The organism is Gordonia sp. NPDC003425 (genome assembly GCF_053588635.1).
Genome location: NZ_JBSFQI010000004.1, coordinates 230741 through 255782, shown reverse-complemented (window position 1 = coordinate 255782; position 25042 = coordinate 230741). Strand labels below are relative to the sequence as shown.

Below are 25042 nucleotides of genomic sequence, written 5' to 3'. Positions count from 1 at the left end.
ATGGACGGGTTGTTCGAGCAACCGTCGGGGATGGATGCGGCAGGCGTGAGCGCTTCGATGCGCGGCGCCGCGTCGGCTCCACCCGCGGTGGGCGCCCCGCTGGCGGTGCGGATGCGACCACAATCGCTCGACGAGATCGTCGGCCAGCAGCATCTGCTGGGGCCCGGGTCGCCGCTGCGGCGACTGATCAGTGGTGCCGGCGCCGCGTCGGTGCTGCTCTACGGACCACCGGGTACCGGCAAGACCACGATGGCGTCGCTGATCTCGCAGGCCGCCGGTGGCCGTTTCGAGGCGCTGTCGGCGTTGTCGGCGGGCGTCAAGGAGGTGCGCGCGGTGATCGAGACCGCGCGGCGACGCCTGGCCGCAGGCGAGCAGACCGTGCTGTTCATCGACGAGGTACACCGGTTCTCCAAGACCCAGCAGGATGCGCTGCTCGATGCGGTGGAGAACCGCATCGTGCTGCTGGTGGCCGCGACCACCGAGAATCCGTCGTTCTCGGTGGTGTCACCGTTGCTGTCGCGGTCGCTGGTGCTGCAGTTGCGCTCGCTCACCGACGACGACATCCGCGAGGTGTTACACCGCGCCGTGACCGACGAGCGCGGACTCGGCGGTGCGGTGACCCTCACCGACGAGGCCTACGACCACCTGGTGGCCGTCGCCGGCGGCGATGCCCGCCGGGCGCTCACCGGACTGGAGGCGAGTGCGGACGCGGTGCTGCGCACCGACCCCGCCGAGCGTGCCCAGAATCCCGCCGAGCGTGCCCAGAATCCGGTCGAGCGTGCCCAGAATCCGGTCGAGCGTGCCCAGGATCCGGTCGAGCGTGCCCAGAATCCGGTCGAGCGTGCCCAGGTTCCGGTGGTCGACGTCGCCGACGTGGAGGCGGCCATCGACCGCGCGGCCGTCCGTTACGACCGCGACGGCGATCAGCACTACGACGTGACCAGCGCATTCATCAAGTCGATCCGCGGTTCGGACGTCGACGCCGCGCTGCACTACCTGGCCCGGATGATCGCGGCGGGCGAGGACCCGCGGTTCATCGCCCGCCGGCTGATGATCCATGCCAGCGAGGACATCGGGATGGCCGACCCGATGGCGTTGCAGACCGCGGTGGCCGCGGCGCAGGTGGTGGCGCTCGTCGGCATGCCGGAGGCCAAACTCGCCCTCACCCAGGCCACCATCCATTTGGCCACCGCGCCGAAGTCCGCCGGGGTGGTGAGCGCCATCGGCGCCGCGCTGGCCGACGTGGCGGCGGGCAAGGCGGGCGCGGTTCCGGCTCAACTGCGCGACAGCCACTACAGCGGCGCCAAGAAACTCGGTAGCGGCATCGGCTACCGGTATCCCCACGACGATCCCGACGGTGTTGTGCCGCAACAGTATCCGCCCGACGAGCTGGTCGGCGTCGACTACTACGAGCCGACCGACCACGGGTTCGAGCGCGAAATCCGGCCGCGGCTGGCCAAACTGCGGTCGATCGTCCGGCGCGGACGGTCGGGCAAACGCTGAGTCGACGTTCAGGCGGGGAAGGACACACCCGTGAGTTCCGCCGACGTCGTCCACAGCCGCGACGCATCGCTCGTCGAGCGCAGCGGCTTCCACAGCTTCTGCTCGCCGGGCCGCCCGCCGGCGTTGCCGGGGCCCTGTGGTCCGTAGAACCCGCCGTCGCGTGAGTCGGGCGAGGTGGACGCCATGAGTGCGGGCAGGGCAGCGCTGTCGGGCGTGCCGACGAGCAGGCCGTGCGCCGACAGCCAGCGGATCACACGCACCTGTGCGGTGTCGCCGCTGCGGCCGACCTCCGGTCGTGCGGCGAGAAGACTGGTCGGGGCGACGCCGGGATGTGCGATGGTGCTGGTGACATCCCATCCGCCGGCGGCGCTGCGGCGGCTCAGTTCTAGTCCGAAGAGCGCCACCGCGATCTTTGACTGCCGGTAGGCGGCCATGCCGTCGTAGCGATGGTCCCAATTCAGGTCGTCCCAGTTGATCTCGCCCGATCGGGCCGCGATGGAGGTCTGTGAGGTGACCCTCGCGTGGCCGTCCCGCAGCAGCGGAAGCAGCTGTGCGGTCAGCGCAAAGTGACCGAGATGATTCGTGCCGAACTGCAACTCGAACCCATCTCGTGTCGTCTGACGATCCGGTGGCGTCATCACGCCCGCATTGTTGATCAGGATGTGGATGGGATCGCCCTCGGAGCGCAGGGTCTCGCCGAGAGCGGCGACCGATTCCAGGGACGACAGGTCGAGTTCGCGCAGGGAAACCCGTGCGCCCGGATCGGCATCGCGGATGCCGGCGAGCGCATGTTCTCCCTTTGCCTGATTGCGCACCGGCAACACGACGTCGGCGCCCGCACTCGCGAGTCTGGTCGCGATCCGCAACCCGATTCCGTCGCTCCCGCCGGTGACCACCGCGCGCATGCCGGTGAGGTCCGGGATCGACAGGTCGTACTCACGAGGTTTCATCTCTTCACTCCTGCTTCGGGTGCCGGGTGGGTGGGCCAACCGGACTCGATCGGGTGCCCTGCCGACCACCCTGCCCGGGATGGCGGGAAACAACCACGGACTGTTGATCCGTGGCTGACGCAGGCGCCGGTCAACACCGCCTACCGGCCGGTTCGGTTCCCGACGGTAGGCTGGTATGTCGCAGACCCAACGACCGAGGACGACTCCCAGTGCAGACGCATGAGATCCGGCAACGCTTCCTGGATCACTTCATCAAGGCCGGACACACCGAGGTGCCCAGTGCCTCGCTCATCCTCGACGACCCCAACCTGCTCTTCGTCAACGCCGGCATGGTGCCGTTCAAGCCGTACTTCCTCGGTGAGCAGACACCGCCATATCACCGCGCGACCAGCGTGCAGAAGTGCGTACGCACCCTCGACATCGACGAGGTGGGCATCACCACCCGTCACAACACGTTCTTCCAGATGGCGGGCAACTTCTCCTTCGGCGACTACTTCAAACGTGAGGCCATCACGTTTGCCTGGACACTGCTCACCAACAGCGTCGCCGACGGCGGCTACGGCATCGAACCCGAGAAGCTGTGGCCCACGGTCTACCTCGACGACGACGAGGCCGAGGCCATCTGGCGCGACGAGATCGGGGTGCCCGCCGAGCGCATCCAGCGCCGCGGCATGAAGGACAACTACTGGTCGATGGGCGTGCCGGGCCCGTGCGGCCCCTGCTCGGAGATCTTCTACGACCGGGGACCCGCCTACGGCGTCGAGGGCGGCCCGGAGGCCGACGAGGACCGCTACATCGAGATCTGGAATCTCGTGTTCATGCAGAACGTGCGCGGCCCCGGCGGCGGCAAGGAGGGCTACGAGATCCTCGGGCCGCTGCCCAAGAAGAACATCGACACCGGCATGGGTATCGAACGCGTCGCGTGCCTGTTGCAAGGCGTCGACAACGTCTACGAGACCGACCTGCTCAAGCCGGTCATCGACCTCGCCGCCGAACTCACCGGCCAGCGGTACGGCGCAGGCGGTCGCGACGGTAGCGACTCCGCCGCGCACGAGAACGACGTGCGGTTCCGCGTGATCGCCGACCATGCCCGCACCGCGGCGATGCTGATCGGCGACGGCGTACTGCCGGGCAACGACGGCCGCGGCTACGTGCTGCGACGACTGCTGCGCCGCGTGGTGCGGTCGGTGCGGCTGCTCGAGGGCGCCGCCACCGGCACCCGCTCCACCATGCGCCCGATCATCAACAAGGTGATCGACCTGATGTCGCCGTCGTACCCCGAACTGGCCGAACAACGCGAACACATCGTGACCGTCGCGGTGGGCGAGGAGACCTCCTTCGCCAAGACCCTCGCCGCGGGATCGAAGCTCTTCGCCGACGCCGCAGACGCCACCAAGGCGGCCTCGCGCACCACCATCAGCGGCGACGACGCCTTCACCCTGCACGACACCTACGGATTCCCCATCGACCTCACCCTCGAAATGGCCGCCGAGGCCGGACTCGACGTCGACCAGGCCGGCTTCACCGCGCTGATGGCCGAACAGAAGCAGCGCGCCAAGGCCGACGCCACCGCCCGCAAGACCGGCCATACCGACGCCGCGGTGTACCGCGAATTCCTCGACCGCGGGCCCACCGAGTTCACCGGATTCGACGAACTGGTGTCGGAGGCCCGCGTGCTGGGTCTGGTGTCCGACGGCGAACGGGTGCGTTCGGCCACACCCGGCAGCGAACTGACCGTGGTGCTCGACCGCAGCCCGCTCTACGCCGAGTCGGGTGGCCAGATGGCCGACATCGGGACCATCACCACCGGCGACGGGGTCCGGCTGTCGGTCAAGGACGTCCAGAAGGTCGGCAAGTCGGTGTGGCTGCACAAGGTGGTGGTCGACGAGGGCGAGATCGTCGAGGGCGATGAGGTGATCGCCGCGGTCGACCAGGCCTGGCGGCACGGCGCCACCCAGGGCCATTCGGGCACCCACATGGTGCACGCGGCGCTGCGCGACGTCCTGGGTCCCAGCGCAACGCAGGCGGGCTCGCTCAACCGGCCCGGCTACCTGCGCTTCGACTTCCATTCCGGGTCACCGCTCACCGAGGATCAGCGTCGTCAGATCGAGGAGATCTCCAACAACGCGGTCGAGGCCAACTATCCGGTCCACACCTTCGAGACCGGACTGGTCGAGGCGAAGGCGATGGGCGCGATGGCGCTGTTCGGGGAGAACTACGGCGACGTGGTGCGGGTGGTGGAGATCGGTGGCCCGTTCTCCATGGAACTGTGCGGTGGCACCCACGTCGCGTCGTCGGCGCAGATCGGCCCGGTCACCGTGATCGGCGAATCGTCGGTGGGATCGGGTGTGCGGCGCGTCGAGGCCTACGTCGGCATGGACTCGTTCCGGTACCTGTCGAAGGAACGTGCGCTGCTGGCCGGTCTCGCGTCGTCGCTGAAGGTGCCGTCGGAGGAGGTGCCCGGACGCGTGGAGCAGCTCGTCACCCGCCTGCGCGACGCGGAAAAGCAGTTGGAGAAGGTCCGCGCCGAAGCCGCCCGCGCCGCCGCGTCGGGATTGCTCGACACCGCGGTCACCGCCGGGTCGACGCTCGTGGTGGGCGGGCTGCTCGCCGGAGTCGACGCCGGTGATCTGCGGGGCATCGCCACCGACCTGCGCGGCCGGGTGGCCGACCGGCAGGCGGTGATCGCCCTGTTCTCCGCCACCGGCGACGGCGCCGACACCAAGGTGCCGTTCGTCGTCGCCACCACCGACGCCGCCCGGGCCGCGGGCATCAAGGCCGGTGACCTGGTCAAGGAGATCGCGCCGCTGGTGGGCGGACGCGGCGGTGGCAAACCCGACCTCGCGCAGGGATCGGGGACCGACGTGGACGGTGTCGACGCCGCACGCGCCCGGATCGCCGAGCTCGTCACCCGATGACCGTGTCGCGGGGCCGTCGTATCGGGGTGGACGTGGGAAGCGTCCGCATCGGCGTGGCCGTGTGCGATCCCGACGGCATCCTCGCCACGCCGGTGGAAACCGTCCGGCATAGCCCGGGCGACAACGGCGACATCGACCGGATCGCCGCGCTGGTCAGCGAGTACGAGGCGGTGGAGGTGATCGTGGGGCTCCCGAAGACGCTGCGCAACACCAGCGGTCCCGCCGCCGACAAGGCGCGCGCCTTCGGCACCCGACTGGCCAGTCGGATCGCGCCGGTACCGGTCACATATCACGACGAACGCCTCACCACCGTCACCGCCCAGCAGGCGCTGCACGCCAGTGGCCGCAGCGTCAAGTCGTCGCGTGGGGTGATTGATCAGGCTGCCGCGGTCGCTATTCTTCAGGGGTGGCTGGATTCGAGACGATGACACCGTGCATTCGGATCGCCGAAACCACACACCAGGGAGGGGACACTCGTTGACCGACGACCGGCACCGGAATCGTCATCGCGAGAATTCCGATCACCCCACCGAGGGCATCGATCTCGAGCGCCTCCGGTACTTCACGCAACCGGCCGAAGGCAGGCCGGCCGCCCATCACCGTCGCCGGCGCGGCGCGGACAGCCCCACCGGACAGATTCCGGCGGTACGTGGCGACGACACGGTTAGGGTCGATCCGCAGCCGACCCGCAGACGCGCCGACTCCCGCACCGCCAGACCTGCCCCGAGAACGCCGCAGCCACCGCCGCGTCGCGTGCGTGCCACACCGCCCGATCCCGATGGCGACACCACCCCGACTCCGACCATGCGGTCGCGGGTCAATGGCACGACGACCGGCACCCCGACGAGCCCCACGACCGGTCCGGACGCCGACCGGCGCGCCGTCGTCGACCGGCCGCGCGACCGCCCCCGCACCCGCGCGACGCCGGCCGTGGTGGAAGCCGAGCCGGTCGGTGACCACCTCGAGCGCGACCACCGCGAGCGTGACCGCCCAGAGCGACATGCCCCCGACCGCGGTCACCTCCGCCGGTCGGAGGCACTCGACCACCACGACGTGCTCGAGCGCGACGCCGACGTCGCAGTCCATCACCGTCCACGTCGCGGCCGGGGTCGCAGCCCGCAGTCCGCGGCGCGCAGGCGAAAACGCCGAGTGGTCCTCGCCGTCGTACTCACCTGCCTGCTGGTCGCGGTGATCGGAGTGGGCTTTGTGGGGCTGCGCGCAGCCGGACTGCTGGATTCGCGCAAGGACTACACCAATGCCTCCGGTACCGCCGACGTGATCGTCGACATCCCGGCGAACTCCACTCTCAAGGACTTCGGCCGAATCCTCACCGACGAGGACGTGGTGGGCAGTCCCCGTGCCTTCGTGAACGCCGCCGACGGCCAGACCATCTCGGGGGGCTTCTACAAACTGCGCACCGAGATCCCGGCGGCCACGGCGGTGCAGATGCTCACCGACGGCACCGACCACCGGGTGGGCCGGGTGGTGATTCCCGAGGGCCTGCAACTCGACACCAAGAATGGCATCGACGGCAAGACCACCCCCGGCATCTTCCAGATGATCGCCGACGCCACGTCGGTGACCGTCAACGGCACCAGGATCGGTGTCACCGTCGAGGACCTGCAGAAGGCCGCGGCGCAGGACACGCCGCAACAACTCGGCGTGCCGTCCTGGGCAGCGGATTCGGTGCAGAAACTCGACGGCGATCACCGTCGCATCGAGGGGCTCATCGCGCCGGGCACCTGGGAGACCATCGACCCGCGGTTCGACGCGACACGCATCCTGCACGACCTGATCACCAAGAGCGCTGCCCAGTTCGAGGCGTGGGGGTTGTTGAACCAGAACAGTTCCGGGCTCACGCCCTATGAGACGCTGACCGCCGCGTCGGTGGTGGAGCGCGAGGTGACCATGGCCGACGACTACCCTAAGGTCGCCCGGGTGATTGTCAACCGCCTCGCCAAGGGACAGCGCCTGGAAATGGACTCCACCGCCAATTACACCGCCACGGTGACCAACATCGACGTGTACGGCGACGCCTACAAGGCCGACAACGTCTGGAACACCTACCAGATCAAGGGTTTGCCCGCGACGCCGATCGGTGCGGTCGGAGAACGCGCGCTCGAGGCGACCGAGAATCCCTCCCCGGGCAACTGGCTGTACTTCGTGACGGTGGACCGCGACGGCACCACCCTGTTCGCCGACAACTTCGAGCAGCACAAGCTCAACCGTGAACGTGCGTGTGAGAACAAACTTCTCACCACCGGATGTAGCTGAGAGCCGATGGACCTCGACCCACCGCCGATGACCCCGCCGGCGGGAAGTGTGCACGCGCGCCGCGCCGCCGTGGTGGGTTCGCCTGTGTCGCACTCGCGTTCACCTGATCTGCACCTTGCGGCGTATCGGGCACTGGGCTTGTCGGACTGGCGTTACGAGCGGATCGACTGCGACGCAACAGGTCTGCCCGCCCTTGTCGCCGGCTTGCCCGACGAGTTCGTCGGTCTGTCGGTGACGATGCCGGGCAAGGTGGCTGCGCTGGCCGTGGCCGGAGAACGCACCGATCGTGCCGAACTCGTCGGCTCGGCCAACACCCTCGTGCGCACCGAGCGGGGCTGGCGTGCGGACTGCACCGACATCGACGGCATGACCGGCGCGCTGCGCGAGGTGCTCGACGGCGCCGCGCGCACCGATCACGCGGTGGTCCTCGGCGCCGGCGGCACGGCCCGGCCCGCCCTGGCCGCATTGGCGGCCGCCGGATTCACGTCGGTCACGGTGATCGCCCGTGACGAAGGACGCGCCGCCGACGCCATCGCGCTCGCGCACCGGCTGAGTCTGTCGCCCGGCTTCCTTGTGTTCGAAACCTCCCCGGCGCTGCGCGAGGCGTGCACGGCCGCCGACGTGGTGGTGTCGACGGTGCCCGCCGCCGCGGCCGCCCCGGTCGCCGCCGACGTCGCGGGCACTGCGCATCTCGTCGACGTCATCTACAACCCGTGGCCCACCCCGCTCGCCACCGCGGTCGCCGACCGCGGCGGCCGCGTGGTCGGTGGCCTGGTGATGCTGCTCAACCAAGCCTACAGCCAGGTGGAGCAGTTCACCGGCCGTCCGGCTCCACGCGCGGCGATGGCCGCGGCGCTCGGCCACACCGAGCTCTGACGCCGCAGCGGGTCACAGCCGCGTCCCCGCGGCCCGCGTCTCCCCAGATGGGAGTCGTTCCACAGGCGGGGCCGGGACGGGGCCCGTGCGCGCCGCCGGGTGCGTCGTCTGCCCGACACTGAGCGGCATGGGAGCGTCCGCCTGGCTCGTCGTGCTGTGGGCGGCGGCACTGGCAGAAACCGATCGCCGGTGCGGCCGGCTACCCAATGTTCTCGTGTTGCCCGGCTGTGGTGCGGTCGTCGCGTCGGCGGTGGGCCATCCGGGAGTGCTGGTGGCCGCGCTCGCCGCGTCCGCGCCGTATGTGCTCGGCTTCGGGCTGCGCGTCTGCGGCGGCGGCGACGCCAAGTTCGCCTTCGGCCTCGGTGGGCTGCTCGCCGATCCGCTTGCGGCACTGGTGATGGTGGTGCTCGCGCAGGTTCCGGTCCTGATCCTGCGACGGCCGGGCCCGCGGCCACACGGCCCGGCGATGGCCGTGGCCGCACTGCTGGTGGTGGCCGCCTCGTCGCTGCCCGCTGCCGGTGCCCCGTCACCAGTGCCGACGGGGTGAGGTGAGGGGTTGAGGGCGGGTCCACGCCCGCATGGAACAATTGGATCTTGTGTTGCGCTGGATAACTGCCGGAGAGTCCCATGGCCCGGCCCTGGTCGCCGTCGTCGAGGGCATGGTGGCCGGAGTGGAGATCACCTCCTCGGACATCGCCGAACAACTCGCCCGACGCCGCCTCGGCTACGGTCGCGGGGCCCGCATGAAGTTCGAGGCCGACAAGGTGACATTGCTCGGCGGTTTGCGTCACGGACGCACCCTGGGTGGTCCGGTGGCGATCGAGATCGGTAACACCGAATGGCCCAAGTGGGAGACCGTGATGGCCCCCGACCCGGTGGACCCGGCGGAACTCGAGGGCAGCGCCCGCAACGCGGCACTCACACGGCCCCGTCCCGGCCACGCCGACTTCTCGGGCATGCTCAAGTACGGCTTCGACGACGCCCGCCCGATTCTCGAGCGCGCCAGCGCGCGGGAGACCGCGGCCCGCGTCGCCGCGGGCACCGTGGCGCGCAACTTCCTGCGGCAGGTGCTCGGCATCGAGGTGATCTCGCACGTGATCTCCATCGGCGCCAGCGATCCCTACGTGGGTCCGCCGCCCACGGCCGCCGATGTCGCCGCCATCGATGCCAGCCCGGTCCGGGCGTTCGACAAGGCCGCCGAGGAGTCGATGATCACCGAGATCGAGGCGGCCAAGAAGGACGGTGACACCCTCGGCGGGGTGGTGGAGATCGTCGCCACCGGCGTTCCGGTGGGTCTGGGTTCGCACGTCAGCGGCGACACCCGGCTCGACGCGCGACTCGCCGGCGCGCTGATGGGTATCCAGGCGATCAAGGGTGTCGAGGTGGGCGACGGCTTCGAGACCGCGCGACGTCGCGGCAGCGCCGCACACGACGAGATGGTGCCCGGCGCCGACGGCGTGCTGCGCTCCACCAACCGGGCCGGTGGCCTCGAGGGCGGTATGACCAACGGTGAGGACCTGCGTGTGCGGATCGCGATGAAGCCGATCTCCACGGTGCCGCGCGCACTGTCCACCGTCGACATGTCCACCGGTGAGCAGGCCAGCGCCATCCACCAACGCTCCGACGTCGTCGCGGTACCCGCAGCCGGCGTGGTGGCCGAGTCGATGGTGGCCCTCGTCGTCGCCCAGGCGGCGCTCGAGAAGTTCGGCGGCGACTCGGTGGCCGAGACCTCGGACAACGTGACCGCCTACCGCAAGCGCATCGCATCCCGCCCCCCGCACCCGACCGCATGATGCCCACACCCACACACCGCGAGGCCGCGAGCACACCCGCGGAGTACGCCGCAGCCGCCACCGCATCGGGCCGTTCGGGGTCCGGACGACCGGTGTCGGTGCTGGTGGGATTCATGGGCGCGGGCAAGTCGACGGTGGGGCGCCTGCTCGCCGACCGGCTGGGGGTCGACTTCGTCGACACCGACGCCGAGATCGTGCGGCGCATCGGCCGGTCCATCCCGGAGATCTTCACCGACCTGGGTGCCGAGCGGTTCCGTGAGATCGAACGCGACGTGGTGGCCGACGTCCTCGACGCGCACCGCGGCGTGCTGTCGTTGGGCGGGGGAGCGGTGACCACCGACGCGGTCCGCGAAGCCCTGCGCGGCCACCGCGTCATCCACCTGCGGGTCACCGCCGACGCCGGGTTCGCGCGGGTCTCGGGCTCCGATCGGCCGCTGCTGGCCGACGACCCGGAAACCCGCTACCGCGAACTCCTCGCCGACCGGGCCGACCTCTACGACGAGGTGGCGACCATCGACGTCGACGCCAGCGGGGACGATCCGCAACTCATCGCCGACGAGATCGTCACCGAGATCGCCCGTGAACTCGTCCCCGGAAGGACCGAATGAGCCACGCCGCACCCACCACCATCCGCGTGGCCACCGCACATCCCTACGACGTGGTGATCGGTCGCGGACTGCTCACCGAGGTTGCCGATGCGGCCACCGGCGCCGACCGGATCGCCGTGCTCTACCAACCCCCGCTCGCGCAGACCGCCGAGCAGGTGCGAGAGTTCCTGGCCGAGAAGGGATTCGATGCCCACCGCATCGAGATTCCCGACGCCGAGGCGGGCAAGGATCTGTCGGTGGCGGCGTTCTGCTGGGAGGTGTTCGGGCGGATCGGGCTCAAACGCAACGACAAGGTGATCGCGCTCGGCGGCGGTGCGGCCACCGACCTCGCCGGTTTCGTCGCCGCCACCTGGATGCGCGGCATCGGTGTGATCCACATCCCCACCACCCTGCTCGCCATGGTCGACGCCGCCGTCGGCGGCAAAACCGGTATCAACACCGACGCGGGCAAGAACCTCGTCGGTTCCTTCCACGAACCCGACGCGGTGCTCATCGACCTCGGCACGCTCGAAACGGTGCCGCGCAACGAGATCATCGCCGGTCTCGCCGAGGTCATCAAGACCGGATTCATCGCCGACCCGACGATCCTCGACATCATCGAGGCCGATCCCGCCGCGGCCACCGATCCCACCGGCGACGTACTGCCCGACCTGATCCGCCGCTCGGTGCAGGTGAAGGCCGACGTGGTGGCCGCCGACCTCAGGGAATCCTCGCTTCGCGAGATCCTCAACTACGGGCACACCATGGGCCACGCGATCGAGCGACGCGAACGGTACCGCTGGCGCCACGGCGCCGCGGTGTCCGTCGGCCTGGTGTACGTCGCCGAACTGGCCCGTCTCGCAGGCCGCCTCGACGACGCCACCGCCGACCGTCACCGCAGCATCCTCGAACTCGTCGGGCTGCCCACCCGCTACGACGCCGACGCGTTTGCGGACCTGCTCGACGGGATGTCGGGGGACAAGAAGAACCGATCGGGTGTGCTGCGCTTCGTGGTGCTCGACGGACTCGCCAAACCCGGACGTCTGGAAGGCCCCGACCCCGGACTGCTCGCGGCGGCCTACTCGGCGATCGCGGCGGACGAACCCACGGGCGGTGCCACCCTGCTCTGAGGCATGCCCGCCTCCCCGTCGAGCGTGCCCACTTCGCTGTCGAGCGTGCCCACCTGCCCGTCGAGCGTGCCCACTTCGCTGTCGAGCGTGCCCACCTGCCCGTCGAGCGTGCCCACTTCGGCGTCGAGCGTGCCCACTTCGGCGTTGAGCGTGCCCACCTGGCCGTCGAGCGTGCCCACTTCGGCGTTGAGCGTGCCCACCTCCGGGGCGCCCGGGTGCGCGAACATCCGGCGCGGGATCACGAGTGCTCGATGAGGTGTCCCTCTTCGTCGCGCTCCGCGTGCACCGACCAGTCGTCGTCGGAGCCGCCGGCCTTGCGCTGTTCGCGTCGGGTGAGCCAGCGGCCGATGGCCACGCCGAGGAAAGCCGGGAAGAAGATGATCAGCGCGGTGAACGAACCGCCCGCGATGATCTCCACGAACAGACCCGCCTGACCGATCCCGGCGAAGACGAACTTGCCCAGAATCCAGCCGACGATCCCGGCGAGGAGACCGGCGAGGAGTCCGGCCTGCAGCCACCGCACGGTGAGGTCGTCGTAGTCGTCGGGGTCCGGGTTGGCCCGCGCGTCGCGGATGCCGTCCCAGCCGCCCCAGATCAGCGCCACCAGCACCACCGCCGCGATGGCGATGGTCTTCCACGTGGTGGTGTGCAACGGCGCCTGGACCACTGCGATACCCAGGAGCACCCGGGTGACGACATGTACGGCGGCCATGAGGAGACCGCGCAGCAACCACGAAGACATAGCGGACAGAGTACTGAACGGGCCGGTGATCTGGAACACGTCCCCGCCCGGTCAGCGTGCGAGCACACTCGCGGTGTACTTGGGCTTCCAATCATGGGTGAGCAGCGCCCCGAAGTTCTGTTCACGATCGGTGGTGCTGGTGCCGGTGTCGCGAGGCATGTAGATGAATGCCGGTCCGCAGTAGCCGGCGGCGCGGGCGGCAGAGAGCACCGAGACCATCTGGGCGGCCTGTTCCTGTTGGGACACCATGTCTTTCGACGAGTTTCCGAGCAGGAGCGAGCCGGTGTCAAGGAGCGTGGAACCCGAACTCGAGCCCGTCGATCCCGGGCCCGACGAGCCCTGGAAGGTGGGTGCGCCCATCTCGGTGAGCCAGATGTCCTTGTCGGCGTCGCCGTTGGTCACCATCACTTTTCGGACGTCCCCGGTTTCGGTCCACCCGTTGGGCGTGGCGGAGATCCCCTTGGGAAACACGTAGGGGTGCATCGCCGCGGCGTCGAAGAATCCCTTGGCGCCGTTCGCGTACATCGCGGTGTAAAAGCCCGCCGCGTCGGCTCCCGGGCTCAGTCCCGCCGACACCACCGTCGCCGACGGTGCCGCGGCCTTGATGTCGATGTAGAAGCGCTTGAGCAACGAGGTGTACTTCGCGGCGTTCACCGAACCGCCGAAAAAGAGCGGCAGGTTGGGTTCGTTCCAGATCTCGAAATGCGTGGTCGACGGATACCGCGCGATGAAGGCCTGCACGAACGGGGTGACGTTGCCCAGGTCGGTCGGGGGTGCGGTGGTCAGCGCTCCGCCGCCGGCCCAACCGGGGGTGCCGAGAAAGTTCGCCAGCACGGTGAGCCCGTGGACCCGCGCGGCACCGATCAGTGTGTCCGGTTGCGACCAGTCGAAGGTGCCCTTGGTCTTCTCGATCACATTCCAGTTGATCTCCACACGCAGCCACCGGGCGCCGGTGGCACCCACCGCGTCGAGTTCGCGATTGAGGTCGGCGGCCGACTCGGTGCGCTCGAAGCTGCCCCCGGCGAAGCCGTACCCGGCGGCGGGAGCTTCCACTGTGGCGCGCGCAGAGCCCGGCCAGGCCAGAGCGGTTGCCGCCACCATCACAACGAGAAGAATTCGACGGGATACGGCGGTGATCTGCGCGAACATGTGCGGAATCGTAGTTCGGCAGGCCTCCGACAGCGCCCACTCCCGTCCGTTCCGGCTCCGACTCGTGATCTGCGCACGGGGCGTCGTAGCGTGGAGGCGTGGATTATGCCGTCCGTCGAGACAGACTCCGAGCTCTGCTGGCGACCGCCGACAAACCGGTGGACGTGTTGGTGGTGTCGGATCTGATCAATCTCCGTTATCTGTCGGGGTTCACCGGTTCCAACGGCGCACTGCTGGTCTCGGCGTCTGGACCCGACGACGATGTGATCTGCACCGACGGTCGCTATCTCACGCAGATCGCCCAGCAGTCCGGCGACCTTCCCGCGGTGATCGCACGCGATTGCGTCGGCGAACTCGTCGGCCGCGCCGCCGTTGCGGGCCCGGTGCGGATCGGATTCGAGTCCGATGCGCTCACCGTCGCCCAGCACGGCCGGCTGGTCGACCATGCTCCCGGCGGCGCCGAACTGGTCGGTGCGGCCGGGCTGGTGTCGGGTTTGCGGGAGGTCAAGGACGCCGGTGAGATCGCCTTGCTGCGCAGGGCATGTGCCATCGGCGACACCGCGCTCGCCGAGATCATCGCCGACGGAGTCATCCGGGCAGGCGCTTCGGAACGCGAGGTGGCACGTGCGCTCGAGTGGTCGATGTTCCGGCACGGCGCCGACGCGGTTGCCTTCGAGACCATCGTGGCCGCGGGCGCGCACTCGGCCATTCCGCATCATCGGCCCACCGGGTCGGTGCTCGCCGACGGCGACCTGGTCAAGATCGACTTCGGCTGCGTGTACGGCGGATACCACTCCGACATGACCCGCACCTTTGTGCTGACCCGCGCTGCGGACTGGCAGCGCGACCTCTACCAGCTGGTGTCCACCGCGCAGGCCGCCGGCCGCGACGCCCTGACACCGGGGGCGGAGCTTCGTGCGGTCGACGCGGCGGCCCGCTCGGTGATCGAGGACGCCGGCCACGGCGAGCATTACGTCCACGGACTCGGTCACGGCGTCGGCCTGCAGATCCACGAAGCGCCGGGAATCGGCAAACTCGCGGCGGGTACACTGCCATGCGGCGCGGCGGTGACCGTGGAGCCCGGCGTCTACCTCCCCGGACGAGGTGGCGTCAGGATCGAGGACACGCTCGTCGTCACCGACGACGAACCGGACCTGCTGACCGCCACCGACAAGGCTTTCACCGTCATTTGACGGACCCGCCGCACCCGGCGAGGCAGAAGCGACGCACAAGAACCCCCGACGTAGAAGAGAGACGACAACCTATGGCGACCACCGCCGATTTCAAGAATGGCCTCGTGCTGCGCATGGACGACCAGCTCTGGCAGATCCTGGAGTTCCAGCACGTCAAGCCCGGCAAGGGGCCGGCGTTCGTGCGCACCAAGATCAAGAACGTGCTGTCGGGCAAGACCGTCGACAAGACCTTCAACGCGGGCGTGAAGGTGGAGACCGCCACCGTCGACCGTCGTGACATGACCTTCCTGTACAACGACGGCACCGACTACGTGTTCATGGACGCCCAGGACTACGAGCAGTACGCGATCTCGCCTGAAACGGTGGGCGACGGTGCGCGCTTCCTGCTGGAGAACATGACCGTGCAGGTGTCGCTGAACGAGGGCACGCCGCTGTTCATCGAACTGCCCGTGACCGTCGAGATGGAGGTCACCCACACCGACCCGGGCCTGCAGGGTGATCGCTCGACCGGCGGTACCAAGCCGGCGACCGTGGAGAGCGGCGCGGAGATCCAGGTGCCGCTGTTCATCAACACCGGCGACAAGCTGAAGGTCGACTCGCGTGACGGCAGCTACCTCGGCCGCGTCAACAGCTGAGACCCGACGAACCGACGTGAAACAACCGGGAACCCGACACAAAGCACGCCGCCGCGCGGTGGATCTGCTGTTCGAGGCCGAGGCCAAGCAGGTCAGCCCCGCGCAGCTGGTGGCCGAGCGGCGTGAATTCGTGCGCGACGACGAGAGCGTCGGCGAGATCCACGCGTACACCGCGCGTGTCATCGACGGCCTCACTGACGACCAGAATCAGATCGACGCGGTGATCACCTCGCATCTGCGCGACTGGAAACTCGACCGGCTCCCCGCCGTCGACCGCGCCATTCTGCGGCTGGCGACGTGGGAACTGTTCAACGCCACCGACGTCGACGAGATCGTGGTGGTCGACGAGGCCGTCGAACTGGCCAAGGAACTCTCCACCGACGACTCGCCGGCATTCGTCAACGGTGTGCTCGGTCAGATCGCCGAACTCGCACCGCAGGTACGGGCGGCGCAGGCGGCGGGGTCGGACACCGACGGCTGACGGCCCCGTCGGGACCGGGGGCATCGTCGGTGTAGAGTGTCCGACGACAGACATCCTTTAACGATCCGTCCTGCGAGGCGGAGAAGGAGGTCGGCGTGGTCACGCCCACCGACGGCGAACAATCCCCGCGGCGCGTACTGCTCGACGCGGCAGACGTCTCCCGCACCATCGCGCGGGTCGCCCATCAGATCATCGAGAAGACGGCGCTCGATTCACCCGACGCCCCCCGCGTGGTGATCATCGGAATCCCCACGCGCGGAACCACTCTCGCCGACCGGCTGGCCGACAAGATCCGCGAGTTCTCCGGGGTCGACGTCCCGGTGGGCTACCTCGACATCACCCTCTACCGCGACGACCTGCGCGCCAAACCGCACCGGGCGCTCGAACCCACCATGGTGCCGTCCGGCGGCGTCGACAACGCGGTGGTCATCCTCGTCGACGACGTTCTCTACTCCGGTCGCACCGTGCGCGCCGCGCTCGACGCGCTGCGCGACCTCGGGCGGCCCGCCGCGGTGCAACTCGCGGTGCTCGTCGACCGCGGCCACCGCGAACTGCCGCTGCGCGCCGACTACGTCGGCAAGAACATCCCCACCTCACGCGACGAAACCGTCGCGGTGCACCTCGAGGAATACGACGGGGCCGACGAGGTCGTGCTCGGCGCGGCCGGGCGGGCGGCCCGCTGATGCGTCACCTGCTGTCGGCCGCCGACCTCTCCCGCGACGACGCCACCGCACTGCTCGACGAGGCGCAACGCTTCGAACAGGCCTTGACCGGCCGGGAAGTGCGCAAACTGCCCACCCTGCGCGGACGCACCATCATGACCGTGTTCTACGAGAACTCCACCCGCACCCGCGTGTCCTTCGAGGTGGCGGGTAAGTGGATGAGCGCCGATGTGATCAACGTGAGCGCCTCGAGTTCGTCGGTCAACAAGGGCGAATCGCTGCGCGACACCGTCAAGACGCTGCGCGCGGCGGGCGCCGACGCCCTCATCGTGCGCCACCCCGCATCCGGTGCCGCCCACCAGATCGCGGCCTGGACCGAAGGTGGTTTCGGACCCGACGGTCCCGACGACGCCGGGGTCGGGCCTGCGGTGATCAACGCCGGTGACGGCACCCACGAACATCCGACGCAGGCGCTCCTCGACGCTCTCACCCTGCGGCAGCGGCTCGGATCGATCGACGGTCGACGCATCGCGATCGTCGGCGACGTCCTGCACTCGCGGGTGGCCCGCTCCAACGCGTTTCTCCTCACCACGCTTGGCGCCGACGTGGTGCTCGTCGCGCCGCCCACCCTGCTGCCGGTGGGTGTCGACCAGTGGGGGGTGACCACCTCCGACGATCTCAACGCGGTGCTGCCGGGCGTCGACGCGGTGATGATGCTGCGAGTGCAGGCCGAACGCATGAACGGCGGATTCTTCCCGTCGTCGCGGGAATACTCGGTGCGTTTCGGCCTGAACGACCGCCGGCTCGGTGTGCTGTCCGACGACGCCGTCGTGCTGCATCCGGGTCCCATGCTGCGCGGCATGGAGATCGGGTACTCGGTGGCCGACTCGCCGCGCGCAGCCGTTCTCGAACAGGTCCGCAACGGGGTGCACGTGCGTATGGCGGTGCTCTTCCGCCTGCTCGCCGGCGCCGAATCAGGAGGTGCGCAGTGAGCGCGGCGACCGGGTCAGTGCTGTTCCGGCAGGTTCGGCCCTACGGCGAGGGCGATCCGGTCGACGTGCTCGTCACCGACGGTGAGATCACCGAGATCGGCGACGCGGTGTCGTCGCCCGACGATGTGGAGGTGATCGACGGCGGTGGGAGCGTGCTACTTCCGGGATTTGTCGACCTGCACACCCATCTACGCGAACCCGGCCGGGAGGACACCGAGACCATCCGGTCCGGTTCGGCCGCAGCCGCTCTCGGCGGCTACACCGCGGTCTTCGCGATGGCCAACACCTCTCCCGTCGCCGACAACCCCACCGTCACCGACAACGTGTGGCGCGCCGGGCAGGAGGTGGGTCTGGTCGACGTGTACCCGGTGGGTGCGGTGACGGTCGGGCTCGAGGGCAAGCAACTCGCCGAGATGGGATTGATGGCCGCCGGTGCCGGCCGGGTCCGCCTGTTCAGCGACGACGGCAAATGTGTCGCCGACCCGCTGCTGATGCGCCGCGCACTGGAATACGCGAAGGGCCTCGACGTGCTCATCGCGCAGCACGCCGAAGAGCCGAGGCTGACCGTCGGCGCGGTGGCCCACGAGGGCCCCACCGCGGCGCGGCTGGGACTTGCCGGTTGGCCGCGCGCCGCCGAGGAGTCGATCGTGGTGCGCGACGCGCTGCTGGCGCGCGACGCCGGTGCGCGCGTGCACATCTGCCACGCCTCGACTGCGGGCACCGTGGAGTTGTTGCGCTGGGCCAAGCAGCAGGGCATCGCGGTGACCGCCGAGGTCACCCCTCATCACCTCTTCCTCGACGATTCCCGGCTGCAGACCTACGACGGCATCAATCGGGTGAACCCGCCGTTGCGGGAGGTCAGCGACACCTTGGCGCTGCGGCAGGCACTGGCCGACGGCATCGTCGACTGCGTGGCCACCGACCATGCACCGCACGCCGCGCAGGAGAAGTGCTGCGAATTCTCCCAGGCGCGCCCCGGCATGCTGGGGCTGCAGACCGCGCTGCCGATCGTGGTGGAGACCATGGTGAATCCGGGCCTGCTCGACTGGCGCGGGGTGGCGCTGGTGATGAGTGAACGCCCCGCACAGATCGTCGGCCTCACCGACCAGGGACGTCCGATCGCGGTGGGCGAGCCCGGCAATCTGACGCTCGTCGATCCCGACCTTCCCTGGCAGGTGGAGGGTGCCAAGCTCGCCAGCCTGTCGGCCAACACCCCGTACGAGTCGCTCACCATGCCGGCCAGTGTGGTGGCCACGACGCTGCGCGGTGTGGTGACCACCCGCAACGGGCAGGTGGCGCAATGAGTTCGACGATCTCCGGCATCATCGTGATCGTCGTCGTGGTGGCGGTGTGGGCCGGACTGGTGGCCTTGGTGCTGCGCGGCTGGCGCAACCGGGGGCGGCGTCAGGCCGAGATGATCGGCGAGATGCCGCTCATCCCGGCCGATCCCGGCGAACCCCTGCTGGGGCCCGACACCGGACTCTATGTCGGTTCCACCATCGCGCCGAGCTGGCAGGATCGGGTGGCTGTGGGCGACATCGGTGATCGCGCCTCGGCCACCATGGCGGCCTATCCCGACGGCATCCTGCTCGAACGCCGCGGCGCCACCGAGATCTGGATTCCGCGGCCCTCGATCACCGCGGTGCGCACCGAACGCGGCCTGGCCGGCAAGGTGATGACCGCCGACGGCGTGCTGGTGATCCGCTGGGTGCTGCCCAGCGGTACCGAGATCGACTCGGGGTTACGCGCCGACGACAAGACCGTCTACCCCGCGTGGGTGTCGGAGTTCGAGAGGAAAGACCAATGAGCTCAGCGGTTCTCGTACTCGAGAACGGACAGGTGTTCACCGGCCGGGAGTTCGGCGCGGTGGGCCAGACACTCGGTGAGGCGGTGTTCTGCACCGCGATGACCGGGTATCAGGAGACGCTCACCGATCCCAGCTATCACCGGCAGATCGTCATCGCCACCGCACCGCAGATCGGTAACACCGGCTGGAACGACGAAGACGGCGAATCGACCGGCAGCGCGGGCAGCGACGGCGAGCGCGGTGACTCCGGCAAGATCTGGGTCGCCGGGTACGCGGTGCGCAATCCCACTCGGCGCGTGTCGAATTGGCGTGCCACCACCAGCCTTCAGGACGAGTTGGTGCGCCAGGGCGTGGTGGGGATCGGCGGCATCGACACCCGCACCGTGGTGCGCATGCTCCGCGATCACGGGTCGATGCGCGCCGGCATCTTCTCCGGTCCCGCCCTGGCCCCCGAAGACGAGTTGCTCGCCCGGGTGCGCAACCAACCGTCGATGAAGGGCGCCAACCTGGCCGGCGAGGTGAGCACACCCACCGGCTACGAGGTGGAACCGGCCGCCGACGCCCGATTCACCGTCGCCGCCATCGATCTCGGCATCAAGACCAACACGCCCCGCATGTTCGCCCAGCGTGGGGTGGCCGTGCACGTGCTGCCCGCCGACGCCGGTCTGGACGCGATCACCGAACTGCGTCCCGACGGGGTGTTCCTCTCCAACGGCCCCGGCGACCCGGCCACCGCCGACGGCGCCGTGGAACTCACCCGGCAGGTACTGGGCACCGGATTGCCGCTGTTCGGTATCTGTTTCGGCAACCAGATCCTGGGCCGCGCACTGGGCCGCGACACCTACAAGATGAAGTTCGGCCACCGTGGCATCAACATCCCCGTCATCGACGCCGCCACCGGCAAGGTGTCGATCACCGCGCAGAACCACGGATTCGCGCTCGAAGGCGAAGCCGGTGAGGAATTCGACACCGACTTCGGCCGCGCCCGGGTGAGCCACGTGTGCGCCAACGACGGCACCGTCGAAGGCGTCGAACTGCTTTCGGGCCGTGCGTTTTCCGTCCAATACCACCCGGAGGCGGCGGCGGGTCCACACGACGCCGCCTACCTCTTCGACAGGTTCGTCTCCCTGCTGGAGGCCGAACGCGCACAAGGAACGAGGTCCTAGATGCCGCGCCGTCAAGACATCGCGCACGTCCTGGTGATCGGCTCCGGGCCGATCGTCATCGGGCAGGCCTGCGAGTTCGACTACTCCGGCACGCAGGCATGCCGGGTACTCAAGGCCGAGGGTCTACGGGTGAGTCTGGTGAACTCCAACCCCGCCACCATCATGACCGACCCGGAGTTCGCCGACGCCACCTACGTGGAACCGATCACCGCCGAGTACGTGGAGAAGGTGATCGAGGCCGAACGCGACGCCGGGCACCCGATCGACGCGGTGCTCGCCACCCTGGGCGGGCAGACGGCACTGAACACCGCTGTGGCGCTGCATGATCGAGGTTCGCTGGAGAAGTACGGCATCGAACTCATCGGTGCCGACTTCGACGCCATCCAGCGCGGCGAGGACCGTCAGATGTTCAAGGACATCGTCGCCAAGGTGGGTGGGGAGAGTGCCCGCTCACGGGTCTGCCACACCATGGCCGAGGTCCGCGAGACGGTCGCCGAACTCGGCTACCCGGTGGTGGTGCGTCCGTCGTTCACGATGGGCGGCCTCGGTTCGGGTATGGCGTATGACTCCGACGACCTCGACCGCATCGCCGGTGGCGGCCTGGCCGCATCCCCGACGGCGAACGTGCTGATCGAGGAATCGATCCTGGGCTGGAAGGAATACGAGCTCGAGCTGATGCGCGACCACCACGACAACGTGGTGGTGGTGTGTTCCATCGAGAACGTCGACCCGGTGGGCGTGCACACCGGTGATTCGGTCACGGTGGCACCGGCGATGACGCTGACCGACCGCGAATATCAGCGGATGCGTGACCTGTCGATCGACATCCTGCGCGAGGTGGGCGTCGACACCGGCGGCTGCAACATCCAGTTCGCCCAAGACCCCACCGATGGGCGTCTCGTGGTGATCGAGATGAATCCGCGGGTCTCGCGGTCGTCCGCATTGGCTTCCAAGGCAACGGGATTCCCGATCGCCAAGATCGCCGCGAAGCTCGCCATCGGCTATACCCTCGACGAGATAACCAACGACATCACCAAGGAGACGCCGGCCTGCTTCGAGCCGACGCTGGACTACGTGGTGGTCAAGGCACCACGGTTCGCGTTCGAGAAGTTCCCCGGCGCCGACGACACGCTGACCACCACGATGAAGTCGGTGGGGGAGGCGATGAGCCTGGGACGCAGCTTTACCGAGGCGCTCGGCAAGGTGATGCGGTCGCTGGAGACCAAGGCCGCCGGCTTCTGGACCGAGGCCGACCGGCCCGATCCGGCCACCGTCGACCTCGATGCCCTGCTCGATACCTTGCGCACCCCGAAGGACGGCCGGCTCTACGGCATCATGCTGGCCTTCGATGCGGGCGCCACCGTCGAACAGCTCTACGAGGCCACCGCCATCGACCCGTGGTTCCTCGCCGAGATCGCGGGCATCGGTGCACTCGGCGCCGAGATCCGCGACGCCGCGCAGCTCACCGAGGATCTCCTGCGCGACGCGAAGTCGTCGGGGTTCTCCGACCGCCAGATCGCCGCGCTGCGTACCGATTTCGCCGACGAGGCGGCTGTGCGGGACCACCGCATCGGGCTCGGTGTGCGCCCGGTGTACAAGACCGTGGACACCTGCGCCGCCGAGTTCGAGGCCCGCACGCCCTATCACTACTCCACCTACGAACTCGACCCCGCCGCGGTCAGTGAGATCGCGCCGCAGACCGAACGGCCCAAGGTGCTCATCCTGGGGTCGGGTCCCAACCGCATCGGTCAGGGCATCGAGTTCGACTACTCGTGTGTGCACGCCGCGCTGACCCTCTCCGAAGCGGGGTACGAGACGGTGATGGTCAACTGCAACCCCGAGACCGTCTCCACCGACTACGACACCGCCGACCGTCTCTATTTCGAGCCGCTGACGTTCGAGGATGTGCTGGAGGTGTACCACGCCGAATCGGAATCGGGCACCGTCGCCGGCGTCATCGTGCAACTCGGCGGGCAGACACCGCTGGGTCTGGCGCATCGGCTCGAGGCGGCGGGGGTGCCCATCGTCGGCACCAGTCCGGCGGCCATCGACCTGGCCGAGGACCGCGGCGAATTCGGCAAGGTCCTCACGGCCGCCGGTCTGCCGGCACCCGCCTTCGGCACCGCCACATCGTTCGAGGAGGCCCGCGACACCGCCGCGCGCATCGGCTATCCGGTGCTCGTGCGGCCGTCGTATGTGCTCGGCGGACGCGGCATGGAGATCGTCTACGACGAGGCGAGTCTCGCCGACTACATCTCGCGCGCCACCGAACTCACCCCCGACCACCCGGTGCTGGTGGACCGCTTCCTCGAGGATGCGGTGGAGATCGACGTCGACGCCCTGTGCGACGGCGACGAGGTGTACATCGGGGGCGTGATGGAGCACATCGAGGAGGCCGGCATCCATTCCGGCGACTCCGCGTGCGCGTTGCCGCCGGTCACGCTGGGCCGGTCCGATCTCGAGATGGTGCGCCGGTCCACCGAGGCGCTGGCCAAGGGCATCGGGGTGCGCGGGCTGCTCAACGTGCAGTACGCGCTCAAGGACGACGTTCTCTATGTGCTGGAAGCCAATCCGCGGGCGAGTCGCACGGTGCCGTTCGTGTCCAAGGCCACCGCGGTGCCGCTGGCGAAGGCGTGCGCGCGGGTGATGTTGGGGGAGAGCATCGCCGAACTGCGCGAGCAGCAGATCCTCGATCCCACCGGTGACGGCGGGGTGGCGCCGGCTGCGGCGCCGATCGCGGTGAAGGAAGCGGTGTTGCCGTTCAACCGATTCCGGCGTCACGACGGCACCGGGGTGGATTCGCTGCTGAGCCCGGAGATGAAGTCGACCGGCGAGGTGATGGGTATCGACGCCGACTTCGGCCGGGCGTTCGCGAAATCGCAGACCGCCGCCTACGGTTCGCTTCCCACCACGGGGGCGGTGTTCGTGTCGGTGGCCAACAAGGACAAGCGTGCCCTGCTGTTCCCGGTCAAACACCTCGCCGACCTCGGCTTCACCATCCTGGCGACCGAGGGCACTGCGGAGGTGTTGCGCCGCAACGGGATCGTGGCCACCACCGTGCGTAAACACTTCGAGGCCGCGCCCGGTGAACGCACCATCCTCGATGCGATCCGCGACGGCGACGTGGCGATGGTGATCAACACCCCGTACGGGCAGTCCGGTCCGCGTGTCGACGGCTACGAGATCCGCAGCGCCGCAGTGGCCGCTGGGATTCCGTGCATCACCACGGTGCAGGGGGCCAGCGCCGCCGTGCAGGGTATCGAGGCGGCGCTCTCGGAGCGGATGGGTGTCGAGTCGCTGCAGCGCAGGCACGCCGCGCTGGTGAACGAGCGGTGAGTACTGCTGCGGCAACGGGTTTCGCCGCCCGGTATCGTGCCGCCGTCGATGCGCGCGGACGGTTGTGTGCGGGCATCGACCCGCACGCCGAACTCCTCGACCAGTGGGGGTTGCCGGTGGACGCGACCGGTCTGGCGCGGTTCGCCGACATCTGCGTCGAGGCACTCGGTCCCGTCGCGGCGGTGATCAAACCGCAGGTGGCGTTCTTCGAGGCGTTCGGTGCGGCCGGTTTCGCGGTGCTCGAACGCACCATTGCCGGATGCCGGGAGGCGGGCGCACTGGTGATCGCCGACGCCAAACGCGGCGACATCGGCTCCACCATGGCCGCCTACGCACACTCGTGGCTCGACGACGCCTCGCCGCTGTGCGCCGACGCGGTCACCGCGTCGCCGTATCTCGGATTCGGCTCTCTCACACCGGCGTTCGACGCCGCACGCGCCGCCGGCGGGTGCGTGTTCGTGCTCGCGCGCACCTCGAACCCGGAGGGCGCACCGGTCCAGCTCGCCGCTACCGGTGGACGGACCGTCGCCCAGATGATGGTCGACGACGCCGCCGCACGCAATGCGGATGGCTCGGCGACGCTGGGACTCGTGGTCGGCGCCACCCGCGCCCACGGACTCGACCTGAGCGCCCTCAATGGTCCGATCCTGGCACCCGGACTCGGCGCCCAGGGCGCCACCGCGGCCGATCTGCCCGAGGTATTCGCCGGCGCCGACCTGCGCTGGGTGCTGCCCGCCAGCTCGCGCGGGGTGCTGCGTGCCGGACCCGACGTCGGCGCACTGGCCGCCGAATGCAGCCGCACCCGCGACGAGGTCGAAGCCGCGCTGGGCTGACGCCGGTTCGTGAGG

23 protein-coding genes are annotated in these 25042 nt (G+C 69.2%); 19 read left to right on the top strand and 4 right to left on the bottom strand.

Features of this window, described 5'->3' with window-relative positions:
- A complete protein-coding gene (locus tag ACWDTD_RS07480) occupies positions 1 to 1503 on the top strand; it encodes a replication-associated recombination protein A (RefSeq protein ID WP_449746518.1) in 1503 nt (500 codons plus the stop codon).
- An 8-nt stretch (positions 1504 to 1511) separates the two neighbouring features.
- Here ACWDTD_RS07480 and ACWDTD_RS07475 read toward each other — a convergent pair whose 3' ends face one another.
- Positions 1512 to 2453: an SDR family oxidoreductase gene (locus tag ACWDTD_RS07475; protein WP_449746447.1), complete on the bottom strand. Its 942-nt coding sequence runs from the start codon at positions 2451 to 2453 to the stop codon at positions 1512 to 1514.
- Between the two features lie 209 nt (positions 2454 to 2662).
- On the opposite strand from ACWDTD_RS07475, the gene alaS reads away from it, so the two are divergent.
- The 8 genes from alaS (at position 2663) to aroB (ending at position 12031) form a co-directional block, all read left to right on the top strand.
- On the top strand, positions 2663 to 5371 hold the full coding sequence (alaS, locus tag ACWDTD_RS07470) for an alanine--tRNA ligase (protein ID WP_449746446.1): 2709 nt from the start codon (positions 2663 to 2665) through the stop codon (positions 5369 to 5371).
- Complete coding sequence (gene ruvX / locus ACWDTD_RS07465; RefSeq protein WP_449746445.1) at positions 5368 to 5799, top strand: Holliday junction resolvase RuvX; 432 nt, start codon at positions 5368 to 5370, stop codon at positions 5797 to 5799. Before alaS ends, ruvX begins: the two co-directional genes overlap by 4 nt.
- Positions 5800 to 5848: 49 nt before the next feature.
- Positions 5849 to 7645 (top strand): endolytic transglycosylase MltG, encoded by a 1797-nt coding sequence (mltG, locus tag ACWDTD_RS07460; RefSeq protein ID WP_449746444.1) that lies wholly within the window; start codon positions 5849 to 5851, stop codon positions 7643 to 7645.
- Between the two features lie 6 nt (positions 7646 to 7651).
- Positions 7652 to 8521 (top strand): shikimate dehydrogenase, encoded by an 870-nt coding sequence (locus ACWDTD_RS07455; protein ID WP_449746443.1) that lies wholly within the window; start codon positions 7652 to 7654, stop codon positions 8519 to 8521.
- Positions 8522 to 8648: 127 nt separating this feature from the next.
- The gene (locus ACWDTD_RS07450) at positions 8649 to 9068 is read left to right on the top strand and encodes a prepilin peptidase (RefSeq protein ID WP_449746442.1); all 420 of its coding nucleotides are present in this window, start codon (positions 8649 to 8651) and stop codon (positions 9066 to 9068) included.
- Between the two features lie 31 nt (positions 9069 to 9099).
- A complete protein-coding gene (aroC, locus tag ACWDTD_RS07445) occupies positions 9100 to 10314 on the top strand; it encodes a chorismate synthase (RefSeq protein WP_449746441.1) in 1215 nt (404 codons plus the stop codon).
- A 113-nt stretch (positions 10315 to 10427) separates the two neighbouring features.
- Positions 10428 to 10922, top strand: a complete 495-nt coding sequence (locus ACWDTD_RS07440) for a shikimate kinase (RefSeq protein WP_449746517.1) — start codon at positions 10428 to 10430, stop codon at positions 10920 to 10922.
- Positions 10919 to 12031, top strand: coding sequence for a 3-dehydroquinate synthase (gene aroB, locus ACWDTD_RS07435; protein WP_449746440.1), 1113 nt, complete (start codon positions 10919 to 10921; stop codon positions 12029 to 12031). The genes ACWDTD_RS07440 and aroB overlap by 4 nt, the downstream gene beginning before the upstream one ends.
- Here aroB and ACWDTD_RS07430 read toward each other — a convergent pair.
- From ACWDTD_RS07430 to ACWDTD_RS07420, 3 genes are read right to left on the bottom strand one after another with little or no spacing between them, the layout of a single operon-like run.
- Positions 11980 to 12258: a hypothetical protein gene (locus ACWDTD_RS07430; protein WP_449746439.1), complete on the bottom strand. Its 279-nt coding sequence runs from the start codon at positions 12256 to 12258 to the stop codon at positions 11980 to 11982. The two genes, aroB and ACWDTD_RS07430, sit on opposite strands and share 52 nt — an antisense overlap.
- An 11-nt stretch (positions 12259 to 12269) precedes the next feature.
- On the bottom strand, positions 12270 to 12773 hold the full coding sequence (locus ACWDTD_RS07425; RefSeq protein ID WP_449746438.1) for a B-4DMT family transporter: 504 nt from the start codon (positions 12771 to 12773) through the stop codon (positions 12270 to 12272).
- Positions 12774 to 12824: 51 nt separating this feature from the next.
- Positions 12825 to 13922, bottom strand: coding sequence for a hypothetical protein (locus tag ACWDTD_RS07420; protein ID WP_449746437.1), 1098 nt, complete (start codon positions 13920 to 13922; stop codon positions 12825 to 12827).
- Positions 13923 to 14020: 98 nt separating this feature from the next.
- Between ACWDTD_RS07420 and ACWDTD_RS07415 the strand changes: the two genes are divergently transcribed.
- The 10 genes from ACWDTD_RS07415 to pyrF all read left to right on the top strand — a co-directional run bounded on the left by ACWDTD_RS07415 (position 14021) and on the right by pyrF (position 25027).
- On the top strand, positions 14021 to 15115 hold the full coding sequence (locus tag ACWDTD_RS07415) for a M24 family metallopeptidase (RefSeq protein WP_449746436.1): 1095 nt from the start codon (positions 14021 to 14023) through the stop codon (positions 15113 to 15115).
- Between the two features lie 71 nt (positions 15116 to 15186).
- Complete coding sequence (efp, locus tag ACWDTD_RS07410) at positions 15187 to 15750, top strand: elongation factor P (protein WP_449746435.1); 564 nt, start codon at positions 15187 to 15189, stop codon at positions 15748 to 15750.
- Positions 15751 to 15766: 16 nt separating this feature from the next.
- Complete coding sequence (gene nusB / locus ACWDTD_RS07405; protein WP_449746434.1) at positions 15767 to 16231, top strand: transcription antitermination factor NusB; 465 nt, start codon at positions 15767 to 15769, stop codon at positions 16229 to 16231.
- A gap of 95 nt (positions 16232 to 16326) precedes the next feature.
- Positions 16327 to 16914, top strand: a complete 588-nt coding sequence (gene pyrR / locus ACWDTD_RS07400) for a bifunctional pyr operon transcriptional regulator/uracil phosphoribosyltransferase PyrR (RefSeq protein ID WP_449746433.1) — start codon at positions 16327 to 16329, stop codon at positions 16912 to 16914.
- The gene (locus ACWDTD_RS07395) at positions 16914 to 17885 is read left to right on the top strand and encodes an aspartate carbamoyltransferase catalytic subunit (protein WP_449746432.1); all 972 of its coding nucleotides are present in this window, start codon (positions 16914 to 16916) and stop codon (positions 17883 to 17885) included. Before pyrR ends, ACWDTD_RS07395 begins: the two co-directional genes overlap by 1 nt.
- Positions 17882 to 19189, top strand: a complete 1308-nt coding sequence (locus ACWDTD_RS07390; protein ID WP_449746431.1) for a dihydroorotase — start codon at positions 17882 to 17884, stop codon at positions 19187 to 19189. The genes ACWDTD_RS07395 and ACWDTD_RS07390 overlap by 4 nt, the downstream gene beginning before the upstream one ends.
- Entirely contained in the window at positions 19186 to 19692 is a 507-nt protein-coding gene (locus ACWDTD_RS07385) for a PH-like domain-containing protein (protein ID WP_449746430.1), read from the top strand. Before ACWDTD_RS07390 ends, ACWDTD_RS07385 begins: the two co-directional genes overlap by 4 nt.
- On the top strand, positions 19689 to 20858 hold the full coding sequence (gene carA / locus ACWDTD_RS07380) for a glutamine-hydrolyzing carbamoyl-phosphate synthase small subunit (RefSeq protein ID WP_449746429.1): 1170 nt from the start codon (positions 19689 to 19691) through the stop codon (positions 20856 to 20858). Before ACWDTD_RS07385 ends, carA begins: the two co-directional genes overlap by 4 nt.
- Positions 20859 to 24194 (top strand): carbamoyl-phosphate synthase large subunit, encoded by a 3336-nt coding sequence (carB, locus tag ACWDTD_RS07375; RefSeq protein WP_449746428.1) that lies wholly within the window; start codon positions 20859 to 20861, stop codon positions 24192 to 24194.
- A complete protein-coding gene (gene pyrF / locus ACWDTD_RS07370) occupies positions 24191 to 25027 on the top strand; it encodes an orotidine-5'-phosphate decarboxylase (RefSeq protein ID WP_449746427.1) in 837 nt (278 codons plus the stop codon). The genes carB and pyrF overlap by 4 nt, the downstream gene beginning before the upstream one ends.
- Positions 25028 to 25042: the final 15 nt, after the last annotated feature.

Bases quoted from the DNA above. Each gene is read 5' to 3' on its own strand.
- aroC (WP_449746441.1), top strand. From the start codon at position 9,100: ATGGAACAATTGGATCTTGTGTTGCGCTGGATAACTGCCGGAGAGTCC.
- carB (WP_449746428.1), top strand. From the start codon at position 20,859: ATGCCGCGCCGTCAAGACATCGCGCACGTCCTGGTGATCGGCTCCGGG.
- ACWDTD_RS07440 (WP_449746517.1), top strand. From the start codon at position 10,428: ATGGGCGCGGGCAAGTCGACGGTGGGGCGCCTGCTCGCCGACCGGCTG.
- carA (WP_449746429.1), top strand. From the start codon at position 19,689: ATGAGCTCAGCGGTTCTCGTACTCGAGAACGGACAGGTGTTCACCGGC.
- ACWDTD_RS07455 (WP_449746443.1), top strand. From the start codon at position 7,652: ATGGACCTCGACCCACCGCCGATGACCCCGCCGGCGGGAAGTGTGCAC.
- ACWDTD_RS07385 (WP_449746430.1), top strand. From the start codon at position 19,186: ATGAGTTCGACGATCTCCGGCATCATCGTGATCGTCGTCGTGGTGGCG.
- ACWDTD_RS07395 (WP_449746432.1), top strand. From the start codon at position 16,914: ATGCGTCACCTGCTGTCGGCCGCCGACCTCTCCCGCGACGACGCCACC.
- ACWDTD_RS07425 (WP_449746438.1), bottom strand. From the start codon at position 12,773: ATGTCTTCGTGGTTGCTGCGCGGTCTCCTCATGGCCGCCGTACATGTC.
- ACWDTD_RS07450 (WP_449746442.1), top strand. From the start codon at position 8,649: ATGGGAGCGTCCGCCTGGCTCGTCGTGCTGTGGGCGGCGGCACTGGCA.
- ACWDTD_RS07475 (WP_449746447.1), bottom strand. From the start codon at position 2,453: ATGAAACCTCGTGAGTACGACCTGTCGATCCCGGACCTCACCGGCATG.
- ACWDTD_RS07430 (WP_449746439.1), bottom strand. From the start codon at position 12,258: ATGTTCGCGCACCCGGGCGCCCCGGAGGTGGGCACGCTCAACGCCGAA.
- aroB (WP_449746440.1), top strand. From the start codon at position 10,919: ATGAGCCACGCCGCACCCACCACCATCCGCGTGGCCACCGCACATCCC.
- ACWDTD_RS07480 (WP_449746518.1), top strand. From the start codon at position 1: ATGGACGGGTTGTTCGAGCAACCGTCGGGGATGGATGCGGCAGGCGTG.
- ACWDTD_RS07420 (WP_449746437.1), bottom strand. From the start codon at position 13,922: ATGTTCGCGCAGATCACCGCCGTATCCCGTCGAATTCTTCTCGTTGTG.
- ruvX (WP_449746445.1), top strand. From the start codon at position 5,368: ATGACCGTGTCGCGGGGCCGTCGTATCGGGGTGGACGTGGGAAGCGTC.
- efp (WP_449746435.1), top strand. From the start codon at position 15,187: ATGGCGACCACCGCCGATTTCAAGAATGGCCTCGTGCTGCGCATGGAC.